Below are 21,486 nucleotides of genomic sequence, written 5' to 3' on the forward strand. Positions count from 1 at the left end.
AACCTTAATAGTTATTGAGATTTAATTCCACGTTTGTTATTATCTAAGTGTATCATGTTTATAAATTACTTTAGCCCACCAATGAGAGGAGTCGAATTCGATTGACTATCACGATAAACCATGAACAAAACGAGTTTCACTTATTTAATAAGGATATAAGCTATATTTTTAGAATATTGGAAAAAAGTAACCAGTTAGAGCATTTATATTATGGAAAACGGATAAAACATCGCAACTCTTTTGCACACTTAATCGAGCGAGAGGTTCGACCTTCCTGCAATCTATTTGAAGGGGACTACACATCCTCACTAGAACATATTAAACAAGAATATCCTAGCTTTGGGACAACGGATTATCGCTACCCTGCTCATACTATAACAAATCATATTGGTAGTAAATTGACAAATTTCAAATATGAAAGCTATGAAATTTTGAAAGGGAAACCCACTCTAGAGGGGCTTCCTGCGACGTATGTTGCTGAGCTGGATGAAGCTGAAACTTTACAAATTACACTAGTCGATCAGTTACTTAACTGCAAATTAATTTTAAGTTATACCCTTTATAACGATCGGCCGATTATTTGTCGTAACGCAGCCTTCCAAAATACGGGCGGAGAAACCGTTTATATTAATAGTGCAATGAGTACAAGTGTTGACTTTCCTGATGATGAGTTTGAAATGCTACATTTGTCTGGAGCTTGGGCTCGTGAAACACATATTGAAACGCAAAAGCTGACCAAAGGGATTCGATCGATTTACAGTACACGTGGTGCAAGTAGTAATGTGCACAACCCCTTCCTAGCTTTAAAACGACCTGACGCTACAGAGCACTTTGGAAGCGTATACGGGTTTAGCTTAGTTTATAGTGGTAACTTCTTAGCTCAGGTCGAGGTTGATACGTATAATGTGACCCGCGTAATGATGGGGATCAATCCTTTTCAATTTAAATGGAAGCTCTCCCCTAACGAGACCTTTCAAACACCCGAATGTGTAATGGTTTATTCAGATCAAGGGTTAAACGGCATGAGCCAAGCTTATCATGACTTATACCGGAACCGATTAGTACGTGGTGTTTGGCGTGATCAGGAACGACCTATCTTAATAAACAATTGGGAAGCAACATACTTTAATTTTAACGAAGAAAAAATATTGAGCATAGCCGAGACAGCAAAGCAATTAGGGATTGAACTATTTGTATTGGATGATGGCTGGTTTGGAGAACGCCACGATGATACGAGTTCACTAGGAGATTGGTTTGTTAATAAAGAGAAGCTACCGAATGGCATTAAGGGGCTTTCAAACAAACTCGAGGAAATCGGCATTAAATTTGGTCTATGGTTTGAACCCGAAATGGTTTGTAAAAACACGAAACTTTTTAAAGAGCATCCTGATTGGATTATCAAAACTCCAAATCGCAATGCTTCACACGGACGAAACCAGTTTGTACTAGACTTTTCAAAAGATGAGGTTGTTGAGCATCTTTTTATTTTAATGGACAACATATTAAAAGACGCCAACATCTCTTATATAAAATGGGATATGAACCGATACATTACGGAACCTTATTCGAACAGCTTAGATGCTGACCAACAGGGCGAATTTTATCACCGTTACATTTTAGGTGTTTATAAGCTGTACCATAAATTAATTGACAAATATCCAGAGATTTTATTTGAATCTTGTGCTGGCGGTGGCGCACGTTTTGACCCAGGCATGCTCTATTACTCACCACAAATTTGGACAAGTGATGATACGGATGCTGTTGAACGATTAAAAATACAATACGGAACATCTATGGTATATCCATTAAGTACGATCGGCAGCCATGTATCCGAGGTTCCAAACCATCAGGTTGGTCGTATCACCCCGATTGAAACTCGCGCAAATGTAGCCTATTTCGGAACATTCGGTTATGAACTAGATATAACAAACATAACCGAACAAGAAAAACAAGCAGTCAAGCGCCAAGTCGCATTTTTCAAAGAAAAGCGTGACCTAATTCGAAGCGGATATTTCTACCGTCTATTAAACCCATTTGAATCAAATGAAGTTTCATGGATGACGGTTTCTCAAGACCAAAATGAAGCGATTGTTGGTTACTACAAAGTGCTAGCAAAACCGAACGATAAATATGATCGAATCAAGCTAAAAGGGTTAGACCCTGACAAGCTTTATGAAATCGAAAGCACACAAACAACTCATTACGGTGACGAATTAATGAACATAGGAATTATACTTGCGGAGGATTTCACTAACCGTGCAGGTGAGTTTTGGCAAAGAGAAAAGCAAGGAGATTTCACCTCTTCCTTATTTGTATTAAGAGCCGTGAATCCGTAGAAACTACAGTAATAGGAGCCACTATTCGGAGTGGCTCTATTATAATTCTATTTGTATCCTCACAAGTCTTTTGGGAATAGTGGTTCATCATTCGTTCTACAGCTCTTTAGCACGAACCAAACCAAACGAAAAATGCAACATGAATGAGATTATGCTGCATCATTAGATCTACAACGAAGCCTAAAACCAATTTCTTCTAGGTTGAGAGACACCGTATAGTTTTGGCTTACTAGCAGAGATCACATTATTCTCTACTTTCCGTTTTTCCCTATCTCTTTCTACTAAAGAATCTAGCTTTCTAACAGCTTTTTCTAGCTCCTGTTCATTTAAGTCCCCCCTACCATAAAGGCTACAGATAATGCCATATGCAATTGCTTTTGTATCAATATCTACATTCACGGTAAGGTCCACATCCGAGTTTCCGCTATTGCCAACCAATGTATTAAGTTTATTTTCAACAGGTTTCTCCATATACTCCCCTCCTTAATAGAAAGGGATACTAGTTGTCTAGTATCCCCAAAATAAATGATTAATCGTCTAATCCTTGAGCTTGCGTCTGGGCTTGATCTTGATCTTGGTCTGATTCAGCGTCGGATCTTGCACGTACTCTTGCACGTGAATCACTATCTACAGTAATATCTACATCTAGTCTAGAGTTTCCACTATTATAAACTTTAGCTCTTGCAATGTTAGTGTTTTTGTCTTTTAAAGAAATATCATTTTCATTATCTAAGTCATTATCAAGTTTTGCGTCTAGTTCCGTATCTACATTATTTCGTACTTCGTTGTCAAGCTCATTTCTTGTACCTCTACTATTACCAAACACATCTGGGTTTCTCCAAACATTATTCATTTCAATTTCCCCCCCTTTCAACTTAGATACTATACTTTATTCGGTTTAATCATTTATGATTGGACAACCGTTTAAAAAAATCATAGACAACTGTACATTTTAAAAGGTTCGGGGGGACTAAGACCTATGTTTAAATTCGAGGAAAGACAACTGAAACAGGCATTTGTACCTTCCATAAAGGCGGTTGCTGAATAGACATAAAGTACATATAAATTTGGAAATATTTAGAATAATAATTAGGAGTGATAATAATGAATAGTGGTTCAAATAAACGCGTGGGTAAAAAAGATTTTAAAATTATTATTGAGCCAGATATCTATGTTGGGGATAGAGAACCGCTTTGCATTACTGATCAAGAATTCTGCGTTCTCTTAAAGCATTACCAAGGGATAATGTTTGAAAAGTATTGTAAAGACATAAAAAGGATCTTTCGGAAATAATTCCATTCCCAGCTTATATAAGGGCTTAACTCTATAATAAGAGGTGGATAATTTCACCTCTTATTATAGAAAAGGGTATTAAATACCCCAAAATCTTTCTTTATTTAAAGGTGTATAGACTTTATCTCCTTGAATTTGGCGGTGTAAAATTGGATTTTCAAAAAGATCCTTAACATAATACTTCTCTTGCTTGGCCCTAGCCCTAGTATAAGTCATAACCTTCTCGTTCATCCAGATGCCTCCTTAGTAGCATTAACATAATAAAAAGCTTGTATATTTTCCTTAATCAATCGGTAGAAACTGAAATACCTTGGGTTCACTATAAGCGGAAATAAAATGCCAACTCCCGATTTCTTAATATATTTTTAAAAATATTTCCCTTCTCCCTTAACCGCTTCGTATAATCTCATTGGAGGAATATTTCTAAAAAAATAACCATCTTGAACAGAAGAAAAATGTTTAGTTAAATGGTCTTTTAAGTGACGGTCTTTTTGAAAAAAAGTTTGGTATGGTAAAAATTTACCTCCCGAATTTAGAACATCTTTTGTTTTTTTAACAATATTATCTCTGAGTTGGGGAGTAAACAAAGAAAATGGAATACCCGAAATCACATAATCAGCCTTTTGGTCATATTGATCCATTATTTGATCGATATTCTCTGCACTATCTTTGTGAATTTTAAGTCGTTTATCCTGTATGTTATTTTCTAAAATTCCCGCAAAAGTTTCATTGAGTTCAACTGCAACGATTAATGAATTATCAGTAATTCGCTCAAGTAAATAGTTCGTAAAAACACCAGTGGCTGGTCCATATTCAATAATTACAACCCTTTGATTTAAGTTCATTTTGCTACATACTTCTCTTACACCAGATTTTGAAGTAGGAGTAATGGATGCAATATTCGGATCTTTTAGTATGTTTTTAACATAGGCTATGGTACTCATTTAATTTCTCCCTTAATTGTATTTAATTTTTTTTTGGAGCGAAAAAGGTGAAAGAGCAAACTCATCCTTCAAAAACCTTTATGTATACATTTTTTCATTGTTTCCCACCACCCTTCCTTCCTATTGTTACCAAGCCTGTTTTTAATATTTTATTAAAAGTAAAATAAAAAAGAAATTGTATTTTCCTGGTTGGGGTATTTTGGAGGTTTGAACAAAAAACAAAAAATGCCACCAAGACTGCAATAAACACAATATAAATAAAAAACTTTGTTAACCTTTAATGTTAATATTTGGGGATAATAAAGAATGCCTAGATATCTAGGCATTCTTTCAGCTTGTCGACAAAGTCTCTATAACGAGACAGTCGATAAGCTTTTTGTATTTTTGTGGGGTTGCCATGATAAGACGCTTCGAATCCGCTACCGGGATGGGGGCACGCTTTCCGCAGGCGGGCGTGGAACTAACCGGCTCCGCCGGTGGATTTCCACCTGCCCTTTCCTCCTGCAGGAGTCGGCCCTCCCATCCCGTCCGCTTTTTCAGAGGAGAAATACGAGTCCTCTTCCTTTTTAACATCCTTTATACTCAAAAATGCGAGACAGTTGACTGGTTTTTTTCTATAATACGGATGAATACAAGACTGGGTGAATGGACGATGATGTCAAAGAAGTTGGAAGATAAGCGGATGCAAATGGAGATGGTCTGGATTGAAAAGTTAGTTCCTGAAGACCACCTTGTTCGTAAATTGGATCATTCGATGGTATTTGATTTTATCTAAGCGGAAGTTTGGAAAAAAAGTTGTTCGTTCGGAAGCGAGAGCGTACCAGAAACAATTAGAAAAAGAGATTAACGCTGAGAGAGCTGAAAACGGAAAAAAGCCCTTACCTTTGAAGAAGGAGTCGACGAGGGAGCTCAAAGAGAGTACAACGGATCCCGAAAGTGGATACTATGTGATGGTAAGTTCAATGAAGATCCACCAGCTTTTTCCCAACATTGACTAAACCAATCTGAAAATACCTGTTTGTATCAGTATATAAGTCAACATGGAGAATTAAAGACCTTTGTTTATTTGGTTTAATTGTTATAGCTATCAATTGCCCTATGAAAATCAAAAAAACACCTACTATAAGTAAGTGTTTAATTTGGAAGTCTATTTTACAAACTTTAAGACATAATTGTATTTTATTAATAATGCAAAAAACGGGTCACTTCACTTTCGGGTCACTATTTCTTTAAGAAACACTGTATTAATGCCCAATTGGTTAATAAATGAGGTCACAAATCACCACTCACCTTACCTCCCCACCCGCTTCAACACATCCTCCAAACTCTCAGGCTTTAAAAACTCCACAGGTGAATGTCCCTTTTCAAAATTCAAGCTAAAGCCTTCAATCAATAACACATACTTCCCATTCACCTTTGCAATGTGAATGTTTTCACCAAAATCTGATAGTAATCCTTTCACTTGAACATCATCTAGCTTAAAGCTCAAGCTTATTTCTGGCGCTTGTTCAACTAAATGTGCAGATGCTTCTACGACTTGCTCTTGCGTCCATTTTTCTTGGATTTCACGCTTTGGGGTGTTCGCCCATGCTTCGATGTATTCTTCTTCCTGCTGGCGTTCTGGCGTTTCTTCTTGATACGTTTCAGCGATGTGCTGTTGCGCAAATTGCATGACTTGCGTTTTCATAATTTCTGGCATCGATTGATGATATTCAACGAATTTCAAGAAGTCTTCGAAATAACGTGCATGAGAGGATTGGTGTAATTTTAACTCCCATTCTTCCGTCATGCCTTCTTCGGGCATGTAGGGGTATTGAATTGATTTCATGTTTTTTGTTGTGATTGCCATTTCAATATTGCGAATCAGTGTGCTTTCATCTGAAATGGTCGCAACCTTCTGTTCGAAGTCGCATTTCATGATAAACACGAACGGGTCGTCCATATATTGTGTTAGTTTCGCCCTAGCTACGAGCAGTGCACCACCACGAATCGCACTTGTATCAACATAGGCACGGACTAGTTGTTCGCTATGCTGTTTAAACTCATCAATTGAAGCTGCTGTTCGAACCCGATTAAACATATTGTAGTTTGGATTTGTATCTAATTCATAACCTGGCTCAGCGATAAAGCGACCGATTTTCGTAGGAACCTGTTCCGACTTTGGATTTCTTTCTACTTTTCGTTTTGAGATTTTCATTAACTCCCCGTCAAGAAACGGTTTTAACGCACTTTCTTCATACAATGAATGATCGAGCGTTTGGTAATGCTTATAACGTTTAACCGCTTGTTCTCCTTGTCCTTCTACTTGGACAACAAAGAACGATAAATAATCGATTGAAAAGTCCATATCTCTCACCTTTGCAAGTTTCTCTTAAACAACCAATTATATCATCATTAGTTCCTTAACTAAACCTTGAGAGGAAAGAAAGTCAGAAATTAAAGAGGCCACTGAAATAGATTGTTTTTACCTTTTTAGTGACCGTCGACCCATCAAAGAAATCCTCCAATTATCCCCGCAGCAACGATTCACCGCCATCAATATAAACCTCTGTTCCTGTAATATGGCTCGAAGCTTCACTTGCAAGAAAGGAAACAAGCTCAGCGACTTGCTGCGCGGTTCCGGGACCATGCTCAAGGGGTTGATCTCCTTCAGGAAACGAAAGAGGGACTTCGATGTTCTTTACATCAGGAGATGAATGAAGCGATTGTCCAATATTGGTCTTAATCGCCCCTGGACAAATTGCATTTACACGGATTTTATAACGAGCTAGTTCAAGTGCAGCCATTTTCATAAACGCTAGCTGTCCTGCTTTTGTTGTGCTATAAGCAGAAAATCCTGCCTGTGAAAAGACTCTATTTCCGCTTACCGAACTAGTTATAATAATGCTTCCCCCTTTTTTCTTCATGCTTGGAATCGCATGCTTTACCGTGAGAAAGGTCCCCGTTAAATTGGTTTGGATGGTCTTCTCCCAATCATCTACGGCCATCGTTTCAATCGGTGCCATTTCCCCTGCTATTCCGGCATTTGCAAAAAGAACATCTATCTGTCCGAAACGTTCAACTGTTTCATTTATTGCCGCTTTAACGGATTGTGAGGAGGCAATGTCACATTCAAAAGCGAATGCGCTCCTGCCTTGTTTCTCGATTTGTTGCTTTGTATGCTCTGCATTCTCACGCTTAATATCAAATAATGCAAGCTTAGCCCCTTCGTTTGCTAGCTGAATGGCTGCAGCACGTCCCATTCCCGAACCAGCTCCAGTTACGACTGCTAGCTTCCCTGTAAAACTATTTGTTCTCGTCATAGGCAACTCTTCCCCTTTTTCGTTTATCTCTATTCTAAACAGGGAGCAATCGATTTAATCAATTCAAGCACAAAAAAAAAGCGGCTAAGCCGCTTTAAATTGTAATCCTTCTATATTATTTTCCTGGTTCAAAAAATTCAATTCGTTCCTGGTCTGGCCCGTAAAAGAAAATATAGTTCGAGCCGTTCGGAAGTGTACTAATGTTTTCGTTAATAAATGTTACATTCAACCCTTTAAGACGCTCAATCTCAGCTTCAATATTTTCCACTGTAAAGGCGATATGATGTACGCGCCCTTCTTCTGCAAATGCCCCGTCCTTAATTTCAACGAGCTCAACTACCGTTTCTTTTGCATTCGCAAAGCCGAGAAAGCCAAGTACGACTCCGTTCTCCAAATCCAATCGGTCAAATAGCTCTAACCCAATGATATCGCGATAAAATGCTATTGATGCCTCCATATTAGAAACCATAATGCCTACATGTTCTATTTTCTTTACTGCCATTGTGCCACATCCTTTTCGTTATCAATTCCAATGCTAGACTCATTGTAAACGTATCATATTCCGTTATGCAAATGCCAGAAATGTGCTAGACAATGGCTCTATTTGCTCATTGCAGAGTTCTACTTAGGCTCTGTTAAATTCATCTGGGTCTGGCCCGATTCGCTTGTCTTGATTAAGTGCGTCGATGTTGGCAATTTCCTCTGCCGTTAACTCGAAATCAAAGATATCAGCATTTTCAACAATACGATGTGCTTTAACCGATTTCGGAATCGTCACCACTTCATTTTGATAATCCCAACGGATGATGACTTGAGCCGTTGATTTATTATATTTATTTGCGATTTCCACTAGTGTTGGCTCTTCAAGAAGACCGCCTTGCATTAATGGAGACCATGCTTCTAATTGAATTTGATGTCGCTTACAAAACTCATGTAACTCTTTTTGGGTTAAACGAGGGTGGTATTCAACTTGATTGACCATCGGCTTAATCTCACACTCAGCCATTAAATCCTCAAGATGGTGAATTTTAAAATTACTTACGCCAATCGCACGAATTTTCCCGTCTTTATAAAGCTTTTCAAAGGCCTTCCACGTATTTTTGTACTCGCCCTTTGCTGGAACAGGCCAGTGTATTAAATACAAATCAAGATAGTCTAAGCCCAATTTTTTCATACTTTCCTCAAAGGCAGCCAGTGTCGACTCATAACCTTGTTCAGAATTCCATAGCTTTGTAGTAATAAAGAGTTCTTCACGTGGAATAGCTGATTCTGCAATGGCCTTACCAACACCTTCCTCATTGCCATAAATGGCTGCCGTATCAATGCTACGATAGCCTGCTTCAAGTGCCGCTTTAACAGACTGTACGACCTCTTCCCCTTCTTCAACCTGAAATACACCTAAGCCAACGCGAGGCATTTTCACACCATTGTGCAATGTTACAGTACTTGTTAAATCTGCCATATGTATCACTCCTCTTCATTATTCACAGCGTCCACCATAGTCATTCGATGTACACCTGTTCATTTCCTTCATCTTCAAATAAAGCCTTTCAACAAGCATTATAGTTGGCAATGTTGAATCTGAAAAGTAGTGAAATTATTTAAAATTAATCACCAAAACCCTAGTAAGTTACTTTTTGTATAGTTACTTTAGGCATTGTTTAAATAGGTTCGATAATATGCTTTACGATATTCAGTAGGCGTTACCTTTTCATGCGCTTTAAACATTCTCATAAAGTACTTCTCATCATGTATCCCGATGGCTAAGGCAATATCTTTTACAGATTGATCCGTCCGCGTTAATAACTCTTTCGCTTTCGCGAGTTTATTTAAGTGAATGTACTCCTGAAGATTCGTTCCGGTATGTTGTTTAAACATTCTTGAGAGATAATCACGATTGTAGTTAAACTTTTCTGCAATCGACATCACCGAGATTTCATTCTTAGCATTGATTCTCGTCCATTCAATAATCGACGAGATGATGTTTTCTTTTTTCGATTTTGAATGTGAGTCATCAGCGTCGAGAAAATGCCGGCAAGATCGCCTTACAGCGTGGGCCAATCGTCTATTGCCTAGAAGAGATTGATAACGGAGTAAATCTCCAACTAATCTCGCTTGTTCCAACTCACAGCCTAACACCAACATACGATCCAACCTTACTAGAAGGGGTTGTAGCCATATCAGGAGAAGCAACGCGAATTAAAGAGGAAGACTGGGACAATGAATTATACCGTCCTGACTCCCATTCAACGTCGACGGTTACGATAAAAGCCATTCCCTACTTCGCTTGGTGCAACCGCACCCCAGGTGAAATGCGAGTATGGATTAACGAGAGATAGTAGGCTGCGATAAAAAATACCTGCAATCAAGCAAGACCATTCTTGAGATTAAAGCCGCTGAAAAAGGGTGGATTTTGAAGAGGCTGAAAAAGGGTACCCTTTTTCAATGCCCTCTGGATTTTTCTTTTTCAGCGGCGACCTCTCTTTTTTGTTTTTTGCGCTACCTAGTTAATGTAATTTAGAAAGTTTAATTCATTTCAATTTCTGGTTCTAATACATCCTTTACTTTTTCGACAATGATATCCTTATCTACTTTAAATTGTGCCGTTTCATGAATGTTTTCAGAAGAAGACCCTACTGCTATGGTATATACACCTTTTTCGATTACCCATGCGGATTTCTCATCATCAAATGAAGCAAGATCTCTTGTCAATAGGTTAAATGTCAATGATTGATGTTGATTCGGTTTCAAATCTTTTGTTTTTTCGAATGCTTTTAGTTCTAATGCGGGTTTTTCTAGTTTGCCATCAGGTGCTGATAGGTAAACCTGTACTACTTCTCTCCCTGGGACATCCCCAGTATTTTTTACTGTCATCTTAATCGTGATTGTGCCTTTTCCTTTTTTTACTTTCAGGTTTTGATAATCAAATGCTGTATAAGATAACCCATATCCGAACTCATAGGCAGGCTCTACTTGGAACGTAGTATAGTATCGATACCCTACATAAATATCTTCTTCATAATGAACGACTGTCGGGTTTTCCAGTGGAGTACCGGGAAAGTTGTTCGCAGAAGGGACATCATTGTATTTCATCGGGAAAGTTGTAGAAAGTTTACCAGACGGATTCACATAACCTGATAATACATCAGCTACTGCATGACCGGCTTCCTGGCCAGGTTGCCATGCTAAGACAATGGCATCGACTTTATCTCTCCAACTCGCTACTTCTATTGGTCCCCCAATGTTAAGAACAACAACAACTTTTTTTCCTGCTGCATGATATTGTTCTGCTACGCCCTCAATCATTTTTTGTTCATGATCTGTTAAAAGAAAATCTCCTTTTTCATTTTTTCGGTCTTCAAATTCTCCTGAAATTCTACCAATGACGATTACCCCAAGGTCTGTTTCTTTCTCCACTAAGGTAATCTCGCTTCCTTTAAGCGGCTTTTCCGGAATTGACGGGATAACAAAACCAAAATCAATTCCTAATGGGTCTGGTTTAACTTTATATTCCTCCTGTTGTCTTAAGCTTGAAATATATGTCTTATAGCTGTCTAAAAGTCCGCGGTTCAACCGAAATCCCCTATCCTCTAAACCTTCCGCAATCGAAACAACATATGCTGAGTGGACATTCCCACTACCTGTACCACCTTTGAATGTTTCAATCTGTGTGTTTCCAAACAATCCAATTTTTGCATGTTTACTTAAAGGCAAAGCCCCGCCTTTATTTTTTAAAAGCACCATTCCTTCTGCAGCTGACTGTCGTGCTATTTGTGCATGTGCTTTCAAATGAGGATTATTAGAATGGCGATAGCCCTTGAAGCTCGGTGCCTTTATCACACTGTTCAAAATATGTCTAATGTTCCGGTCAAGAATGGCTTCATCAAGTATGCCATTGTTCACAGCATGGATAATTTGCGTGATATGTTTTCTTTCTCCCGGCATAATGAGATCGTTGCCTGCTATCATCTGTGCTACAGGATCATCGCCAGCAAACCAATCGGTCATCACAAATCCTTCAAAATTCCAATCTCCTCTTAAAACTGATGTTAATAATTCCTTATTTTGAGAGGAAGGGAAGCCATTAACCTGATTATATGCGCTCATCACTGACCAAGGATAAGCTTCCTTTACTGCTATTTCAAAGCCTTTTAGATACAATTCTCTTAAGGCCCTTTGTGATACGATGGTATCAATCGTACCCCTGTTTGTTTCCTGGTTATTAGCAACAAAGTGCTTAAGGGTTGCTCCAACATTGTTTGCTTGGACACCCTGTACATAGGAGGCGCCCATTTTTCCAGTAAGCAAAGGATCCTCGGAAAAATATTCGAAATTTCTTCCACCTAAAGGATTACGATGAAGGTTCAATGCGGGAGCCAATAAAATATCAAGTCCATATTCTTTTGTTTCATTGCCAATGGCTGCTCCAACAACTTCAACCATTTTCTGATCCCATGTTGAGGCCAGTGCTGTCTCTATCGGAAATGCCGTTGCATAATATGTATGTGTATCCCCTTCTCTAATTGGGCTAATTCGTAACCCAGCAGGGCCATCGGCAAATAAGAGTTTCGGGATTCCTAACCTCGGGATAGGATGAGTGACTCCAACTGCACCAGCTACCTCTGCTACAGGATTTCCAAACATCCCTGGCATCCCACTACCAACAACCATTTTTGCTTTTTCTTCTAAAGTCATTGCTTTTATTACTTTATCAATTGATGCCTTATCTGCTAATTTTGGGGTAGTCTGTTGTTTAGATTCCTTTTGTCCTAGGGAACTCTGAGCTGCAAATGCAACTTGAACACTAAAAAACCCACTAAATATGATGAGAACTGTCATTATGATTAAAAAAACAAACTTCCTGCTTCTTCTCTGTCTCACTCTGCTACCACTCCTAACGGTTTATAAATCCAACTAGAAATATAAGGACACTACTATCTACAATTTAATATGACACCATTCTTAGAAAGTTATCACTCAAAAAAATTCCTGTTTTATCTCCATTAATAAAAAAGACATTCCATTCCAGAATGTCTTTAAAAAACTTACTGCGGTTTCTATTTTTGATGTAAATGGTAATAAAGGGTGTCAAAAGGTCTCAAACCTTCAAACACCCCTATCACTTAGTCTTTCTACATATCACTTTGTAACTGCAGAATGTGCTGCCTCATTTAATTGTTGAATTCGTACTACATTACCGTTTAAAAAAAGAATGAAACACCTCGACTGCAGCCCCAACTGCAACAGCATCTCTTCCTAACTGTCCTTTACGAATCGTGATATCTCTCCTACGGTTTGAGTAGACATGCTCAGTAGCAATGCTGATAACGTCATTCATATAGGCTTCACTTTCTTTAATCAACTTTCCCTCTAGTAGGACAACGTCTGGATGCAGAAGGTTTATCATGTTTGCTACCGCCAACCCATAATAATAAGCGGACTCCTGAACGACCTTTTCAACAATATGTACATTTTGATTAAGCGCTTCAACTAATTGACCTGAAGATGTAAGCTCCATGCTTGGAACTTCCCGTTTTATTTGCGCAAACATAGCTCCAAAGGAACTATATGCGTTCAAACAGCCTTTTTTTCCACAGGAGCAAAGTCGTCCACCAGGTTCTACGATAATATGACCATACGAGCTAGCATCCCCTTGACGACTATTAAGTGAAATCCCAGCCTGTATAAATCCGCAGCGAATACCGTAGCCACTAATACAATATAAGAGATTCTCACTTGAAAAAAGTTGGGCTTGGTATTCTGCAAGGGCCGCAGTATTCGCACCATTGTTTATAAGAATGGGAACCGGAAATTCCTTTTTAATTTCATTGACGATCGGTACATTGTCCCACCCAGATGCTATAAATGATTCAGGATTGATCATCCTGCCATTGTTTCGATCAAGTGGCCCGATTGCCCCAATACCAATACCGATGATATCACTAACCGAAATTTGATGAGTCTGAATAAGCTGTTTCATCATATTGATAATGAAAGGAATCGTAATCTCCGGTGTATGCTCTACTGTTACCGAAAACTTTTTCCGATTCAAAATATTAAATTCCAAGTCCAATAGCAGCACTTGAACTACTCTAGCAATCTCAATCCCAATGAAATAACCCGCATCTTCTCGCACCTTATATAAAACGGGTGGTCTTCCCCCACTTGGTTGCCCAAAGCCTCCAGAACGAATCCACCCATTACCTTCAAATTCCGCTACCATTCTTGTCAAGGTCGTTTGTGGTACAGAAAATGATTTAAGCACATTAGATTTTGAAATTGGTCCTTCCCGATGAATCAGTTGATAGAGTGATTTTCTATTTTGGTTTTTCTTTGAATCATCCCATATAAAGTCCCTAAGCAAGGTAAACACCACTTTCGCAAAAACTTTGCTTTATTATAACACGCATGAAGCTTAATACAGCCACCTTAGCTTTATTCCTATTAAAAAAAGCTTCGGTTTTGATAAAGCTACCAAAATCGAAGCGAATTTTTTAAGGGGTTGGTTCGCTATTTAACTCTCTTAAACCCCTGTTACTAAACGACCTTCTTCTTTTCCAATATTAATATAATCCATTATCTTATTAAAAGCTTTCTGATCAACGACAGGACCCATATAGTTTTCTCCAGAAGTAGGATCACCTACAGTAAGTTCATTCGTTAGTTTTACCGCTTTTTCTAATACTACATCATACACATCCTGATGAATAACTGCACGAGAACCAGCAGAGCACTTTTGACCTGAAAATCCGAATGCTGATACAACTATCGACTCAGCAGCAAGATCAAGATCTGCATCTTTATCGACAACAACCGTGTCCTTCCCACCCATTTCTACAATCACACGTTTTAAATGAGTTTGCCCAGGATGAACAACTGCAGCTCTTTCATATAAACGAGTCCCAACTTCACGAGAGCCCGTAAATGTAATTAATGCTGTTTTTGGATGGTCAACAAGGTAATCACCAACTTCAGCACCACTTCCTGGAACAAAATTAACAACCCCCTTTGGAAGACCTGCTTCTTCTAAGACTTCCACAAATTTAGCAGCTACAACTGGTGTTGTACTTGCTGGTTTTAAAAGGACTGTGTTCCCTGTTACAATCGGCGCAACCGTTGTCCCTGCCATAATAGCAAAGGCAAAGTTCCATGGAGAAATCACAACTGTCACCCCTGTTGGTGTATAAATATAACGGTTCTGCTCTCCCTCACGACTATTAATCTGCTTACCATCTTTCAAAGCTATCATTTGGCGAGCATAATACTCCATAAAGTCAATCGCTTCTGCTGTATCTGCATCCGCCTCCTTCCAAGGTTTTCCTGCCTCCTTTACAAGCATTGCGGAAAACTCATTTTTACGGCGTCGGACAATGGATGCTGCACGAATAATAATATTTGCGCGCTCTTCAGGCGATACTTTTCTCCATGATTCAAAAGTTTCACTTGCTGCTTGAATCGCTTTTTCTGCGATATCTGAGTCCGCTTTCGATACAATCCCTATTACTTCTTCTTTATTCGATGGATTATAAGAAATAATCTTCTCAACCGTCGAAATACGTTCTCCTCCAACAACAAGATCATATTCTTTTCCAAGTTCTCTCGTTTCAACTTGTCTAATGGCTTCTGTAAAATTTTGTTGATTCTCTTCTACTGAAAAGTCTTGAAATGGTTCGTGCTTATAAGGTGTTAACATACAATTCCCCTCCATTTGTGGTTAATAATATATACACCTATAACTATTGCAATTTCCGTGCCAAAAAATAAAAAAGGCACACTCTCTTTAAAGTGGCCTTATTAAACATCATATTTAGCAATTTTTAAAAATCGTTTTCCTCATCTATTTACAAAAGTGTTCACTTTTTACACTTTTGTCTATGTAGAGCATACAAGGTATACACCCCTGTCACTCTCCATTTATTAAATAATAAAATTATTATTCCATTCCTTTGTGGCACTTACATATTGGTAGGAGGGATCGAAATAAGAACGGATGCCCTTTTCTTTTAATAATTGGTCAATGGATAGATGATTTTGTTGTTCTTTATATTTCTCCTGCCATCCTAGCTTATTAACCGTATCACGGACAGAGCCCTTCATATGTGCAAATAAGACGGTAACCCCTCTTTGCTGAAAAGAATGAATAATCTCCTCTAATCGTTGAATCGAAATCGTATCAATATCATTTACACCACTCATGTCAAGAATAAGCCACTGGGTTGTTTTCCTATTAAGAAGGTGTTTTACTTCCTCTTCTAAAAACGAGATATTAGCAAAGTGAAGGCTCGAATCAATTCGTAGGAGTACGACTTCATTTGCAGTTATCGCCTCTGGATATCGACTTATATCCCGAAAGCTTTTTTCGTTTGCTACATACCCTAACTGAGCAATATTTGGTTTTGCACTTTTCTTAATAATAAGAACTAGTGTAAAAAGCGCACCTAAAATAATGCCCCATTGAATTCCAACAAACAATGTTGTAAAAAACGTAGCAAGCCAAATCCACCCCTCAAATTGTTTAACGATAAAAAGATGTTTCATTTCCTTAAAATCAACTAATTTATAAACAGCTACCATGATAATTGCCGCAAGTGTCGCATTAGGCAAATAGTAAAAGAAAGAGGTAAAAATAGCGACCGTTATCGTCACAAGCAGACCAGTAATCATTGCCGTCAGCTGCGTTGCCCCGCCAGCTTGATGATTAACTGCTGTTCTTGAAAAACTACCGTTCACAGGATAAGAGGAAAAAAACGATCCGATAATGTTAGAAAAGCCTAGCGCTGTAAACTCCTTATTAGGTTTAATGTCGTATTTTTCTTTCTTCGCGACTGCCTTTGCGATAGATAGAGACTCCATATATCCTAATAATGCGATAGTTAAGGCAAGAGGGGCTAGCATTTTCAACATCTCAAACGTTACGTAAGGCAAAGAAAAACCGGGGAAGCCGTTTGGTATATCGCCAACTACCCGAAGCTGCTGTGTATCTAAACGGAAAAGTAGAACGGTTGCAATCGATAATATGACAACCACAAGAGCAGCAGGGAGCTTAGGATTCCATCTTTTCATTGCTAATAGAAGAGCTATACACCCTACACCTATAAGGAGCGTCAACAGATGAATGTCATATACCTTCTGAAAAACCTCTAAAAGAAGAAGGTGCACCTGCAAGTAATTTCCTAACTCAATTCCTAGTAGGTGCTTTAACTGACTAATCCCGATCACAATTGCTGCTGCTGATGTGTAACCGTTCATTACAGAATGCGGAATAAATTTTACAATAAACCCTAGCCTGAGGATTCCAAATAACACTTGAATGGAACCAACCATCATAGCAAGAACAATGACTGTTGAGATATAGGAAGCAGAACCCGGTTCAGCATACACAGAAACTCCTGAGAAAACGAGCAATGATGTTATTGCAACCGGCCCTACTGACAAATGCTTTGAAGATCCTAAAAAAGCATACACAAATAAAGGAATGGTTGATGCATATAAGCCCATAACAGGAGGAAGCCCAGCGAGCATTGCATACGCCATCCCCTGAGGTATCAGCATGACAAATAATGTTATCCCAGCAATCATATCGCGCTTTAGCGTAGCTTTAGTATGATTCATTAATGAGTTCGGTATCATAACTCCATCCCTTCTTAAGCTTCATTCCTTTTAGCTTAACACACTTTTGACCAAAATGGATAAATGTATTTATACTTTTGTTAAGTAGAATGTGATTATTCTATTCCACAAAAAAATCCCTTTAATAAAAAGGGATTCGAGAAATAGCGCTCCTACTTGTTAAAAGCTTCTACTTTACGATGAGAACTGGACTTGTCACTCGCTTTGCTACTTTATGACTAACGCTTCCTAACACTAAGCTTTGGAGACGATTTAAACCACGGCTGCCTAACACGACGCAATCGTAATTTCTTTCGTTCGCAAATTTGACAATGGTGGGCCCTGGTTCTCCGTGTAAAATATGAATCGTATAATCAAAACCAGCTAATGCCTCTTCTACATTCTTTAATTTATCCTTTCGTTTTTTCTCAATCTCAATTTTACTGTAGCTATTAAGAACTTCTGTTTTTGAGGTATCGCCACTGACAACGTATACAACATCGACTGTCCCTTCTCCACCCTTTAAAAGCGCTTTCGCTTTTTCCGTTGCTCGCAGTGAATGCTCTGAACCATCTGTTGCAAGTAGAATTCGTTGAAACATGCCATAACACCCCTTTTTTAGAGTATAGTCTCTACATGCTCAAAAAAGCGAACATTTAAACATTGGTCATAAAATTCGATAAAAATGTCTTTGAATCATGGTAATACTTAATAGTTATTAGTATAATATTAAATAGTATTGGTTAGGAGGACAGCTTTATGCAAACGGGTGGACTCATGGGGGGATTTTACCGAATCTCCGAATGGATCATGAGATTAGCATATATCAATATTTTATGGGTAGCGTTTACTTTATTAGGATTAATCGTCTTCGGGTTTATGCCCGCAACAGCTGCAATGTTTGCGATTATTCGAAAATGGATTATGAAAGATGAAGACGTTCCCATTTTTAAAACGTTTTGGTCATATTATAAGCAAGATTTCGTGAAAGTGAATTTACTCGGGCTTTCCTTAGCTATTATAGGATATATACTTTATATCGATCTTCAGTTTTTGCAAACAGCTGCTGGTAGCTGGATTGGTATTTTATATATACCTGTTTTAGTCCTTAGCCTCGTTTATTATTTTATGCTTTTATATATTATTCCCGTATTTGTTCATTACGAGCTTAAGCTTTTTCAAATCATTAAGAATGCTTTTCTTATTATGGTTATGAATCCGCTCGCAAACATTTCAATGATCGCAGGGTTAGTTATTCTTTATTTTATTATGATTTCCATTCCTGGTTTAATCGTCTTCTTTGGCGCAAGTACGGTTGCGTTTATCATTATGGGTTCCGCTTATTTAGCTTTTTCTAAGATTCAAAAAAAGCAGGAAGCACAAAATCCAACTGAAGAATCCTAACGCTCTTATCGCTATCCTATTAACGTAACGCTCAAAAAGTGATTCCTTTTTTGAGCGTTTTTTTGTTGTTAATAAACAAAACCGTTAAGACAACTTGCTACATTTTTGGCATCAACTTAATTATTCTGGTTTTTCATAGAGTAGACAAACACCGCTTCGATTAACCTTTCCTCTTCATAGAGTATAGCATTCACACTAAGGAGGAGGTTTTTCGTATGTTTGGTTTTTCTATGGTACAAATGGTACGTGCCCACTCTTATAAGTTAGACAAATCATTACGTGATCAGATTCTTCATTTATATAAACCATTCAGGTGGACCCCGTGTTTTTTACACAACCTGTTTGAGGGTTTTATTAAAAAGAGAAAAAGAATATCCATTATTATTAAATTTGAAAAAGGTTGTTTTGAAGAGGGTTGTCAAGAAGTTGATTCCGTATTTTCGAATCATACAGGCTGTACGATTCGAAATGAATTTTTAAGTATTTCATGCTGCAGTGCAGTCATTACTCCATCTGTTTTAGAAGAGCTTCTAACTAACTGTCAGCATATTAAAAAAATGTATCTAAATCGTGAGGTTACTGCTTTATTAGATACGGCAGTCCAGTCAGCAAATGCAAAAAACGTCGTTAGAAATGGAACAGAGCTAACCGGAGAAGGCGTAACTGTTGCCGTTATTGATACAGGAATCTACCCTCATCAGGATCTTTCAGGAAGAATTACAGGTTTTGTCGATTTTATCAATCAACGAACGGACCCTTATGATGATAATGGCCACGGAACGCATTGCGCAGGTGATGCGCTCGGAGACGGTTCGGCATCATCTGGAGTTTATCAGGGCCCCGCTCCTAAAGCGAACGTCATTGGAGTGAAAGTATTAGATAAAATGGGTTCCGGTTCTTTGGAAACTATTATGCAAGGGGTTGAATGGTGCATTAATTATAATCAAGAGCATCCTAATCAGCCTATTCATATTATAAGTCTGTCACTAGGTGCTCCTGCCCAGCAATATGATAATGAAAATGATGATCCAATGGTACAAATTGTAGAAAAAGCCTGGGAGGAAGGGATTACTGTATGTGTTGCTGCTGGAAATGAAGGTCCAGAAGCAAGGACAATCGCTAGTCCTGGAATTAGCGATCAAGTCATTACAGTTGGAGCACTAGATGATAGAGATACAGCGGAGACAAGAAGCGACGATGATGTAGCAAGCTTCTCAAGTAGGGGTCCGACGATTTATGGAAAGGAAAAACCGGATATTTTAGCTCCAGGAGTCGATATTGTATCACTACGTTCTCCAAATTCTTATTTAGATAAACTACAAAAAGCAAATCGAGTCGGCTCAGATTACTTCGTTTTATCGGGAACATCTATGGCAACCCCGATTTGTGCTGGAGTCGCAGCCTTAATATTGCAGCATAACCCAAATGCGACACCTGATGAAATAAAAGAGTTACTAAAAAGCGGCACTGATTTATGGAGAGATAGAGATCCGAATATTTATGGGGCAGGCTATCTTAATGCTGAAAATTCTATCCCCCAGTAATATAATTTCCTAAAATATTTTCTATCTTTTAAACGGCTAAACTAACCTGTTTAGTTTAGCCACAGCCTGTCGACAAAGTCTCGCGTCGACAGGCTTTTTTGTGATTAGAGAGGGGGTTGCCATGACTAGTCGCTTCGAATCCGCTCCCGGGATGGGGGGGCACGCTTTCCGCAGGCGGGCGTGGAACTAACCGGCTCCGCCGGTGGATTTCCACCTGCCCTTCCTCCTGCAGGAGTCGGCCCTCCCATCCCGTCCGCTTTTTTAGAGGAGACATGAGAATCCCCTTACTCTTCAACCATCCTTCATACGAAGCAAATAGGAGACAGTTTACAGATTTTTTTCTATAATATGAATGAAAACAAGACTGGGGTGAATGGGGAATGATGTCAAAAAAGTTGGAAGATAAGCGGATGCAAATGGAGATGGTTTGGATTGAAAAGCTAGTTCCAGAAGACCATCTTGTTCGTAAATTGGATCACTCTATGGAATTTGATTTCATCTATGATTTGGTGAAAGATCTTTATTCTTCCGACAAAGGACGTCCTAGTATCGATCCAGTTGTTTTAGTGAAAATGGTCTTTATTCAATATATCTTTGGCATTCGGTCGATGCGTCAGACCATCAAAGAGATTGAAACTAATGTGGCTTATCGATGGTTTTTAGGATTTGGATTCGAGGATAAAATCCCTCACTTTTCTACGTTCGGAAAGAATTATGCTCGCAGATTCCGGGAAAGTGATGTGTTTGAACAGATCTTTTACCGCATTCTTCGGAATGCAATGGACAAGGGATTCGTTAATCCAGAGATTGCCTTCATTGATTCAACGCACGTCAAGGCCAATGCAAATAAGCGGAAGTTTGGAAAGAAAGTCGTCCGTTCAGAAGCACGAGCGTATCAGAAACAATTAGAGGAAGAGATTAACGTCGATAGAGAGGCAAACGGAAAAAAGCCCTTACCTCCCTCGAAGAAGGATACGACGAGGGAGGTCAAGGAGAGTACAACGGATCCTGAGAGTGGCTACTATGTCAAAAACGAACGTGAAAAGATGTTTGC

At 38.7% G+C, this 21,486-nt stretch carries 20 protein-coding genes and 2 pseudogenes; 8 read left to right on the plus strand and 14 right to left on the minus strand.

Going from position 1 to position 21,486, the window contains the following annotated elements:
* The first annotated feature begins 101 nt into the window (after positions 1 to 101).
* A complete protein-coding gene (locus tag B1R93_RS00495; RefSeq protein WP_088102040.1) occupies positions 102 to 2,336 on the plus strand; it encodes an alpha-galactosidase in 2,235 nt (744 codons plus the stop codon).
* Between the two features lie 180 nt (positions 2,337 to 2,516).
* On the opposite strand, the gene B1R93_RS00500 is transcribed toward B1R93_RS00495, so the two are convergent.
* Both B1R93_RS00500 and B1R93_RS00505 read right to left on the minus strand, forming a co-directional pair.
* Positions 2,517 to 2,807, minus strand: coding sequence for a hypothetical protein (locus tag B1R93_RS00500; RefSeq protein WP_088102041.1), 291 nt, complete (start codon positions 2,805 to 2,807; stop codon positions 2,517 to 2,519).
* Positions 2,808 to 2,865: 58 nt separating this feature from the next.
* Positions 2,866 to 3,189 (minus strand): hypothetical protein, encoded by a 324-nt coding sequence (locus tag B1R93_RS00505; protein ID WP_088102042.1) that lies wholly within the window; start codon positions 3,187 to 3,189, stop codon positions 2,866 to 2,868.
* Positions 3,190 to 3,440: 251 nt separating this feature from the next.
* On the opposite strand from B1R93_RS00505, the gene B1R93_RS00510 reads away from it, so the two are divergent.
* Positions 3,441 to 3,629, plus strand: coding sequence for a hypothetical protein (locus B1R93_RS00510; protein WP_088102043.1), 189 nt, complete (start codon positions 3,441 to 3,443; stop codon positions 3,627 to 3,629).
* Positions 3,630 to 3,707: 78 nt separating this feature from the next.
* On the opposite strand, the gene B1R93_RS22835 is transcribed toward B1R93_RS00510, so the two are convergent.
* Entirely contained in the window at positions 3,708 to 3,860 is a 153-nt protein-coding gene (locus tag B1R93_RS22835; RefSeq protein ID WP_165763686.1) for a hypothetical protein, read from the minus strand.
* Between the two features lie 134 nt (positions 3,861 to 3,994).
* Positions 3,995 to 4,573 carry a class I SAM-dependent methyltransferase gene (locus B1R93_RS00515; RefSeq protein WP_088102044.1) on the minus strand — a complete coding sequence of 193 codons (579 nt, stop codon included), beginning with the start codon at positions 4,571 to 4,573 and terminating at the stop codon, positions 3,995 to 3,997.
* A gap of 652 nt (positions 4,574 to 5,225) precedes the next feature.
* Here B1R93_RS00515 and B1R93_RS23860 point away from each other — a divergent pair.
* Both B1R93_RS23860 and B1R93_RS23865 read left to right on the plus strand, forming a co-directional pair.
* Positions 5,226 to 5,348 (plus strand): hypothetical protein, encoded by a 123-nt coding sequence (locus B1R93_RS23860; RefSeq protein ID WP_425348910.1) that lies wholly within the window; start codon positions 5,226 to 5,228, stop codon positions 5,346 to 5,348.
* Positions 5,344 to 5,523 (plus strand): annotated as a pseudogene (locus B1R93_RS23865) (IS5/IS1182 family transposase); the annotation flags it as partial. The gene B1R93_RS23860 and the pseudogene B1R93_RS23865, both read left to right, overlap by 5 nt.
* Before the next feature lie 341 nt (positions 5,524 to 5,864).
* On the opposite strand, the gene B1R93_RS00530 reads toward B1R93_RS23865, so the two are convergent.
* The 5 genes from B1R93_RS00530 to B1R93_RS23265 all read right to left on the minus strand — a co-directional run bounded on the left by B1R93_RS00530 (position 5,865) and on the right by B1R93_RS23265 (position 9,801).
* The gene (locus B1R93_RS00530) at positions 5,865 to 6,920 is read right to left on the minus strand and encodes a DUF3900 domain-containing protein (protein WP_088102047.1); all 1,056 of its coding nucleotides are present in this window, start codon (positions 6,918 to 6,920) and stop codon (positions 5,865 to 5,867) included.
* 160 nt (positions 6,921 to 7,080) lie between these two features.
* Positions 7,081 to 7,875: an SDR family oxidoreductase gene (locus B1R93_RS00535; RefSeq protein ID WP_088102048.1), complete on the minus strand. Its 795-nt coding sequence runs from the start codon at positions 7,873 to 7,875 to the stop codon at positions 7,081 to 7,083.
* Positions 7,876 to 7,990: 115 nt separating this feature from the next.
* Positions 7,991 to 8,377 carry a VOC family protein gene (locus B1R93_RS00540; RefSeq protein ID WP_088102049.1) on the minus strand — a complete coding sequence of 129 codons (387 nt, stop codon included), beginning with the start codon at positions 8,375 to 8,377 and terminating at the stop codon, positions 7,991 to 7,993.
* Between the two features lie 123 nt (positions 8,378 to 8,500).
* Positions 8,501 to 9,337 carry an aldo/keto reductase gene (locus tag B1R93_RS00545; RefSeq protein ID WP_088102050.1) on the minus strand — a complete coding sequence of 279 codons (837 nt, stop codon included), beginning with the start codon at positions 9,335 to 9,337 and terminating at the stop codon, positions 8,501 to 8,503.
* A 188-nt stretch (positions 9,338 to 9,525) separates the two neighbouring features.
* Positions 9,526 to 9,801 carry a helix-turn-helix domain-containing protein gene (locus B1R93_RS23265; RefSeq protein ID WP_245308217.1) on the minus strand — a complete coding sequence of 92 codons (276 nt, stop codon included), beginning with the start codon at positions 9,799 to 9,801 and terminating at the stop codon, positions 9,526 to 9,528.
* Positions 9,802 to 9,881: 80 nt separating this feature from the next.
* On the opposite strand from B1R93_RS23265, the gene B1R93_RS23270 reads away from it, so the two are divergent.
* Entirely contained in the window at positions 9,882 to 10,214 is a 333-nt protein-coding gene (locus B1R93_RS23270; protein WP_245308152.1) for a hypothetical protein, read from the plus strand.
* Positions 10,215 to 10,401: 187 nt separating this feature from the next.
* Here the strand turns inward: B1R93_RS23270 and B1R93_RS00555 are convergent, their stop codons facing one another.
* The 5 genes and pseudogenes from B1R93_RS00555 to B1R93_RS00575 all read right to left on the minus strand — a co-directional run bounded on the left by B1R93_RS00555 (position 10,402) and on the right by B1R93_RS00575 (position 18,085).
* Positions 10,402 to 12,756, minus strand: coding sequence for a beta-glucosidase (locus tag B1R93_RS00555; RefSeq protein ID WP_245308153.1), 2,355 nt, complete (start codon positions 12,754 to 12,756; stop codon positions 10,402 to 10,404).
* Between the two features lie 313 nt (positions 12,757 to 13,069).
* The gene (locus B1R93_RS00560; protein ID WP_088102052.1) at positions 13,070 to 14,239 is read right to left on the minus strand and encodes an ROK family transcriptional regulator; all 1,170 of its coding nucleotides are present in this window, start codon (positions 14,237 to 14,239) and stop codon (positions 13,070 to 13,072) included.
* A 165-nt stretch (positions 14,240 to 14,404) separates the two neighbouring features.
* Positions 14,405 to 15,568, minus strand: a pseudogene (locus B1R93_RS00565) (aldehyde dehydrogenase family protein); the annotation flags it as partial.
* 224 nt (positions 15,569 to 15,792) lie between these two features.
* Entirely contained in the window at positions 15,793 to 17,505 is a 1,713-nt protein-coding gene (locus B1R93_RS00570) for a SulP family inorganic anion transporter (protein ID WP_088102054.1), read from the minus strand.
* 169 nt (positions 17,506 to 17,674) lie between these two features.
* A complete protein-coding gene (locus tag B1R93_RS00575; RefSeq protein WP_088102055.1) occupies positions 17,675 to 18,085 on the minus strand; it encodes a universal stress protein in 411 nt (136 codons plus the stop codon).
* Between the two features lie 158 nt (positions 18,086 to 18,243).
* On the opposite strand from B1R93_RS00575, the gene B1R93_RS00580 reads away from it, so the two are divergent.
* The 3 genes from B1R93_RS00580 to B1R93_RS00590 all read left to right on the plus strand — a co-directional run.
* Positions 18,244 to 18,888, plus strand: coding sequence for a YesL family protein (locus B1R93_RS00580; RefSeq protein WP_088102056.1), 645 nt, complete (start codon positions 18,244 to 18,246; stop codon positions 18,886 to 18,888).
* 215 nt (positions 18,889 to 19,103) lie between these two features.
* On the plus strand, positions 19,104 to 20,432 hold the full coding sequence (locus B1R93_RS00585; protein WP_088102057.1) for a S8 family serine peptidase: 1,329 nt from the start codon (positions 19,104 to 19,106) through the stop codon (positions 20,430 to 20,432).
* 380 nt (positions 20,433 to 20,812) lie between these two features.
* A partial coding sequence (locus B1R93_RS00590; RefSeq protein WP_245308218.1) for a transposase occupies positions 20,813 to 21,486 on the plus strand: 674 nt, incomplete at its 3' end.

This window comes from Halalkalibacter urbisdiaboli (assembly GCF_002156385.1).
In the GTDB taxonomy this organism is placed as follows: domain Bacteria; phylum Bacillota; class Bacilli; order Bacillales; family Bacillaceae_D; genus Halalkalibacter_A; species Halalkalibacter_A urbisdiaboli.